At 67.9% G+C, this 6,042-nt stretch carries 5 protein-coding genes; 2 read left to right on the forward strand and 3 right to left on the reverse strand.

From position 1 onward, the window contains the following. Nucleotides 1–31 precede the first annotated feature (31 nt). Complete coding sequence (gene pgm / locus ACTIAO_RS05970; protein WP_441905358.1) at nucleotides 32–1,675, reverse strand: phosphoglucomutase (alpha-D-glucose-1,6-bisphosphate-dependent); 1,644 nt, start codon at nucleotides 1,673–1,675, stop codon at nucleotides 32–34. 40 nt (nucleotides 1,676–1,715) lie between these two features. Here pgm and pheA point away from each other — a divergent pair, with 40 nt between their 5' ends. After that, nucleotides 1,716–2,702 carry a prephenate dehydratase gene (gene pheA / locus ACTIAO_RS05975; RefSeq protein WP_441905359.1) on the forward strand — a complete coding sequence of 329 codons (987 nt, stop codon included), beginning with the start codon at nucleotides 1,716–1,718 and terminating at the stop codon, nucleotides 2,700–2,702. A gap of 41 nt (nucleotides 2,703–2,743) precedes the next feature. Here the strand turns inward: pheA and ACTIAO_RS05980 are convergent, their stop codons facing one another. Next, nucleotides 2,744–3,790, reverse strand: coding sequence for an LLM class flavin-dependent oxidoreductase (locus tag ACTIAO_RS05980; RefSeq protein WP_441905360.1), 1,047 nt, complete (start codon nucleotides 3,788–3,790; stop codon nucleotides 2,744–2,746). Nucleotides 3,791–3,853: 63 nt separating this feature from the next. On the opposite strand from ACTIAO_RS05980, the gene ACTIAO_RS05985 reads away from it, so the two are divergent. Beyond that, complete coding sequence (locus ACTIAO_RS05985; protein ID WP_441905361.1) at nucleotides 3,854–5,566, forward strand: cation:proton antiporter; 1,713 nt, start codon at nucleotides 3,854–3,856, stop codon at nucleotides 5,564–5,566. A gap of 3 nt (nucleotides 5,567–5,569) precedes the next feature. Here ACTIAO_RS05985 and ACTIAO_RS05990 read toward each other — a convergent pair whose 3' ends face one another. Further along, nucleotides 5,570–5,926 (reverse strand): hypothetical protein, encoded by a 357-nt coding sequence (locus ACTIAO_RS05990; RefSeq protein WP_441905362.1) that lies wholly within the window; start codon nucleotides 5,924–5,926, stop codon nucleotides 5,570–5,572. Between the last annotated feature and the right edge of the window lie 116 nt (nucleotides 5,927–6,042).

The raw sequence follows: 6,042 nt of genomic DNA on the forward strand, positions 1-6,042 counted from the left end.
CGGGGTAGGGCGCGCGGGCGCCCGCCCGCGCTCAGCCGCCGAGGGCGGCTGCGACCACGGCGCGGGCCTCTTCCTGGACCTCGGCGAGATGCTCCGGGCCGCGAAGGCTCTCGGCGTAGAGCTTGTAGACGTCTTCGGTACCCGACGGACGCGCGGCGAACCAGGCGTGTTCGGTCTGCACCTTGAGCCCGCCGATCGCGGCACCGTTTCCGGGCGCGTGCGACAGTTTCCCGGTGATCTCCTCGCCGGCGAGGGTCGTCGCGGCGACAGCATCCGGAGAAAGTCGCGACAGGACAGCCTTCTGCTCGGGCGTGGCCGGCGCGTCGACCCGCTGATAGGCGGATGCTCCGAATGCCTGCTCGAGTTCGGCATAGCGCTCCGAGGGGCTCTTTCCCGTGACCGCGATGATCTCGGCGGCGAGCAGGCACAGCAGGATGCCGTCCTTGTCTGTCGACCAGACGCTCCCGTCGCGGCGCAGGAAGGATGCTCCGGCGGACTCCTCGCAGCCGAAGGCCACGGAGCCGTCGAGGAGCCCCGGCACGAACCACTTGAACCCGACGGGAACCTCGAGCAGCTTGCGGCCGAGTGATTCGGCGACACGGTCGATGATCATCGACGAGACGAGGGTCTTGCCGATCGCGGCATCCCGCGGCCAATCCGCGCGGTGCGAGAACAGGTAGTCGATCGCGACGGCGAGGTAGTGGTTGGGGTTCATGAGGCCGGCATCGGGGGTGACGATGCCGTGCCGGTCGGCGTCGGCGTCGTTTCCGGTGAGGACATCGAAATCGTCCCGGCGAGCGACGAGGGATGCCATCGCGGAGGGTGAGGACGGATCCATCCGGATCTTCTCGTCCCAGTCCAGCGTCATGAAGCGCCAGGTCGGATCGACCTCGGGGTTCACGACGGTGAGGTCGAGACCATGCATCTCCTTGATGAGCGCCCAGTACTCCACGGATGCGCCGCCGAGGGGATCAGCGCCGATGCGGACGCCGGCCTTCTTGATGGCATCCAGATCGATGATCGACGGCAGATCGCGCACATAGGCGTCGCGGAAGTCGTAGTTCTGCAGGGCGTCCCAGTCGATGTCGGCGAAGCTCTCGGCTTTCACGTCGGCAAGACCGCCTTCGATGAGCTCATTCGCGCGATCGGCGATCCAGCTCGTGGCGTCGGTGTCGGCGGGGCCGCCGTGCGGCGGGTTGTATTTGAAGCCGCCATCGCGAGGCGGGTTGTGCGACGGGGTGACGACGATGCCATCGGCTCGGCCGGCAGCATCCGGAGCAAGGGCGCGGTTGTACGTGAGGATCGCGTGACTGAGCGCCGGGGTCGGCACCCACGAGTCGCGGGAGTCGACCCGGATGTCGACGCCGTTCGCGACGAGCACCTCGATCGCGGTGCGCTCGGCCGGCAGCGACAGTGCGTGGGTGTCGCGGCCGAGGAAGAGGGGACCGGTGATCCCCTGCGTGCGCCGGTAGTCGACGATCGCCTGGGTGGTGGCGAGAATGTGGTTCTCGTTGAAGCTGCCCGAAAGCGACGAGCCGCGATGGCCACTCGTCCCGAACGCCACGCGCTGCGCCGGGTCCGACGGATCCGGATGGCGGTCGTAGTACGCGACGATGAGTGCGTCGACGTCGATGAGGTCTTTTTCCTCCGCGGGGAGGCCGGCACGGCTGGTCATGATTCAAGTGTGCCCCGATCCGGGCTCGCGCGCACGCGCAATGACACACACGCGCATCATCGGACACGGGGCTAAGGTGAAACGCGTGACTGAACGGCGCACATACAGCTATCTCGGCCCCGCGGGCACCTTCACCGAAGCGGCCCTCGATCAGGTCGCTGAGGCCCGAGGCCAGCAGTGGCGTGCGGTGCACAACGTGGGTGAGGCTCTCGCGGACGTTCTCGAGGGACGCAGCCACGCCGCGATGATCGCGATCGAGAACTCGATCGAGGGCGGCGTCTCCACGACGCAGGATGCTCTGGCCACTCTTCCTGGTCTGCGCATCGTCGGCGAGTACCTGGTGCGCGTGAACTTCGTGCTCGTCGCCCCGCGCGGCACGAAGCTCGAGGACGTGACGGTGATCGCAGCCCACCCCGTCGCCTACGCGCAGTGCCACGGCTGGCTCGGCGAGCACCTGCCGAACCACTCCCATGTTCCTGCGGCCAGCAATGTGGCATCCGCTATCGGTGTGCTCGAGGGCTCCTCTCCCGCGCAGGCGGCGATCGCACCGCCGAACATCGTGCAGCACTACGACGTCGATGTGCTGGCATCCGAGATCGGCGACAACACCTCTGCCGTCACGCGCTTCGTGCTGGTGACGCAGACGACCATGGCGCCGGATCCGACCGGGGCCGACAAGACTTCGCTCATCGTCGAACTGCCGAACGATCAGCCCGGCGCCCTGCTCGACATGCTCGAGCAGTTCTCGACCCGCGGCATCAACCTGTCGCTCATCGAGTCCCGTCCGATCGGTGATGCCCTCGGCCGCTACCGGTTCGTCATCGACGCGGACGGGCACGTGCAGGATGAGCGCATGGCGGATGCGCTGCTCGGCATCCGCCGGTTCAGCCCCCGCGTCGTGTTCCTCGGTTCGTACCCGCGGGCTGACCGCCGGATCGTCCAGTACCCCGACCGTTACTCCGACGACGTCTTCGTCGAGGCACGTGACTGGCTGCGCGACCTGCTCTCGGGTGCGCCGGAGCAGTAACGGCCCTCCCGCGGATGCCGGCGCTGAGCGCAGCGCCCGCCCTACAGCGCGGCGGCGACCAGCTCGAGTGTCTGTGAGCGGCCGGTCGCGGCATCCATCGCCTCGGTCGCGTACGCGCCGGCAACGGGCGAGATCATGACCTCGTCGACGCCGAACTTCGCGGCGAACTCGCGCACTTCGGTCGCCACGGAGGCGCCGGTTCCGACGAACCAGCGCGCGCGGCCGGCCGCGACGGCTTGATCGGTCGCGGGATCGGATGCTGCGGCCAGTGCCTCATCGACCGTCTCGAGCGCGATGAGCGGCTTGTTCAGGCGCAGACGCGACATCATCCGCAGCTGGGGCAGTGCGCGCTCCTCCGCCTCTTCGGCGGTGGGCGCGGCGACGACGTTGACCGTGAGGAATGTGCGTGGCTGCGGGTGCGCCTCGCTCGGCTGATATCCGGTTCGGTACAGATCGAGTGCGCGCTCCAGGCCCTGCCCGGAGAAGTGGTTGGCGAACACATACGGCAGGCCCTGGGATGCTGCGAGCTGAGCCGAATAGTCGCTCGAACCCAGCAGCCACACCTCAGGGACGCCGACCGCGGCAGGCGTCGAGTGCACGATGTACTCGCTGCCGGAGGTGAAGCGCACCGTCGCACCCTCGCCGCCGAGGAGCATCGAGATGTCCTGCACATGGCGCGGGAACTGCTCGACGTCGCTGGTCGTGCCGGACGTGCGCAGTAGCTGTGTGATGACCGGGTCGCTTCCGGGGGCGCGGCCGAGGCCGAGGTCGATGCGTCCGGGGGCGAGGGCCTCGAGCGCTGCGAACTGCTCGGCGACGATGAGCGGGGCGTGGTTGGGCAGCATGACTCCGCCCGAGCCCAGGCGCATTGTCTTCGTGCGCGACGCGGCTGCGGCGATGAGGACCGGAGGAGTGGTGGATGCCACGGCCGGCATGTTGTGGTGCTCGGCAAACCAGTAGCGGAGATAGCCGAGGCGATCGGCGGTCTCCGCGAGTGACATCGAGGCGGTGATGGCCTCGGCACTGGTCTGGCCGGTGCGCACCGGGACGAGGTCGAGCACGGACAGGGCGGGGGCTGAAGCAGTCATCATCCGTTGCAACTGTTCGGAGGCGACGGTCATTCCCGAGAACTGCGCCACTAATCTTTCTGTATGGACGCGACCCTCTTCTACGTTCTCGTCGGTGCTGTGATCGTGGCGGCCATCGCGCGCTGGCGCGGGTGGCCAGCGCCTCTGCTGGTCACGGTCGTGGCGCTCGCGGCATCCTTTCTGCCCTTCATCCCCGAGATGAATATCGACGGCCACGTGCTGCTGAACGTGGTGCTGCCGCCTTTGCTGTACTCGGCCGCACTCGATGTCTCGTTCGTGGGGTTCAAGCGCAGCCTGCCGCAGATCCGTCGGCTGGGGATCTGGCTGGTGCTGCTCACCACGGCCGTCGTCGGAGTGGTCGCATGGCTGATCATGCCGTCGCTGACTCTTCCCGGCGCCCTGCTGCTGGGCGCGATCGTCGCACCTCCCGATGCCGTCTCCGCAGCGGCGATCGGCCGCAAGCTCGGCCTCCCGCGGCGCATCATGACGGTGCTGTCAGGGGAGAGCCTCATCAACGATGCGACCTCGCTGACGCTGTACCGGGTGTTCGCCGCGATGATTGCTGGAGCTGCGATCGGCGTGTGGGACGGCATCTGGCAGTTCGTGATCGCTGTGGTTGTCGGGATCGTGGTCGGCCTGGTGTTCGGCATAGTGCTGCATCAGCTGCGCATGCGGGTCGCCGATCCCGTGGTGATTGGGACGTTCGGTCTGCTCGTGCCTTTCGGTGCGTATGCGATCGCCGAGCACCTGGGAGGATCGGGCGTGCTCGCGGTCGTCGCGATGGGACTGTATGTGGGGTTCAACGCGCCCCGTACCGACTACACGACCAGGCAGCAGGAGGCGCCGCTGTGGCTGTCGGCGGATCTGCTGCTGGAGAGCTTCGTCTTCGCGTACATCGGGCTGCAGTTCCCGCGCGTGCTCAGCGACCTCGGGTCGGAGTCGGTGCCGCTCATTTTGGTTCTGTCCGGTGGCGTGCTGCTGACGGTCCTGCTGGTGCGGCCGGCGTACATCTATCCCGCGCATGCGTGGGCGCGGTGGATGGAGCGCAAGCGCCTGCAGCGATGGGAGCGGATGACGGCGACGGGAAGGTTCGAGGCACCCCCGCAGCGACGAGGTCGCGAGCCCCTCACGGCCGAGCAGATGCGCAAGCGCCTCACCGAGCCGACGCTGGACTGGAAGGACAACGCGGTCATCTCCTGGGCGGGGATGCGCGGCGTCGTGACGCTGGCGACGGCGCTCGCGGCATCCGATCTTGCGGCGCTCGACGATAAGGCGTCGCACGCGATCGTCGTGGTCGCGTTCATCGTGACGGTGGCGACGCTGCTCGTGCAGGGGTTGACGCTGCCACTGTTGATCCGCCAGCTCGAGGTCGCCGGTGATGTCGACCATGACGAGGATGCCAGGGCTATTGCCGCTGTGCGCAAACGGAGCAGCGAGGTGGGCAAGGCATTCATCGTCGCGCAGCGCGAGCAATGGGCGCAGAAGTACGGCGAGAAGGAGATGAAGGCGTTCGATGCCTTCACGACCCGGATGACGCGGGTCGAGATCGATACCGATCGTGCGCAGGAGATGGAGGAATCCGTCCCGCGGCCCTCTTACGATGACCTCGTCGAGCTGTCGAAGGGGTGGCTGCATGTGCGGCGCGAAGTGCTCCTCGCCGAGAGGGATGATGACAATCTCGACGAGGAGCTCATGCGCGAGCTCCTGGCGGCGATCGACGCCGAAGAGCTCGCTCTGGATACGCGCGGTGCGACGCGGCCGCAGTCGCGGGCTTAGGCGTTACTCGGTGGTGGCGCAGGTCGTAGCGGCGTCGGACATCGTCTGAGACACCAGCGTCTTGGCGTCCTCATCGGTCTGCTCGTCCTTGCCTGCGGCGAGGTTGCTGAGGTCTTCGTCGGAGACCTTCGAGTCGAGGAATTCACCGGCGATGCAGTCGATCTGGTCGCTGGTGAGGAGGTCGCCCTGGCCGGCGTCCTCGAGGATCGTGGTGATTCCAGCGCTGAGCTCGTCCGCGGACGGGCGGGAGTCGCCACCACCGGTCGCGCCGACGCCGGAGCAGGCGGCGAGCGAGATCGCTGCCGCCGCGATGGGCAGCGCGAGAAGAAGTCGAGTGCGTGTGCGCAGGGTTCCGTTCATGTGCACAGCCTATGAGTTGTTTCTGAACAACACGGTGGCGGGGGGGGGGGGGGGGGGGCCCCCCCCCCCCCCCCCCCGGGGGGGGGGGGGGGGGTGGGGTGGGGGGGGGGGGGGGG

Origin of the sequence: Microbacterium sp., assembly GCF_052099035.1 — a bacterium.
Taxonomy (GTDB): Bacteria; Actinomycetota; Actinomycetes; order Actinomycetales; family Microbacteriaceae; genus Microbacterium.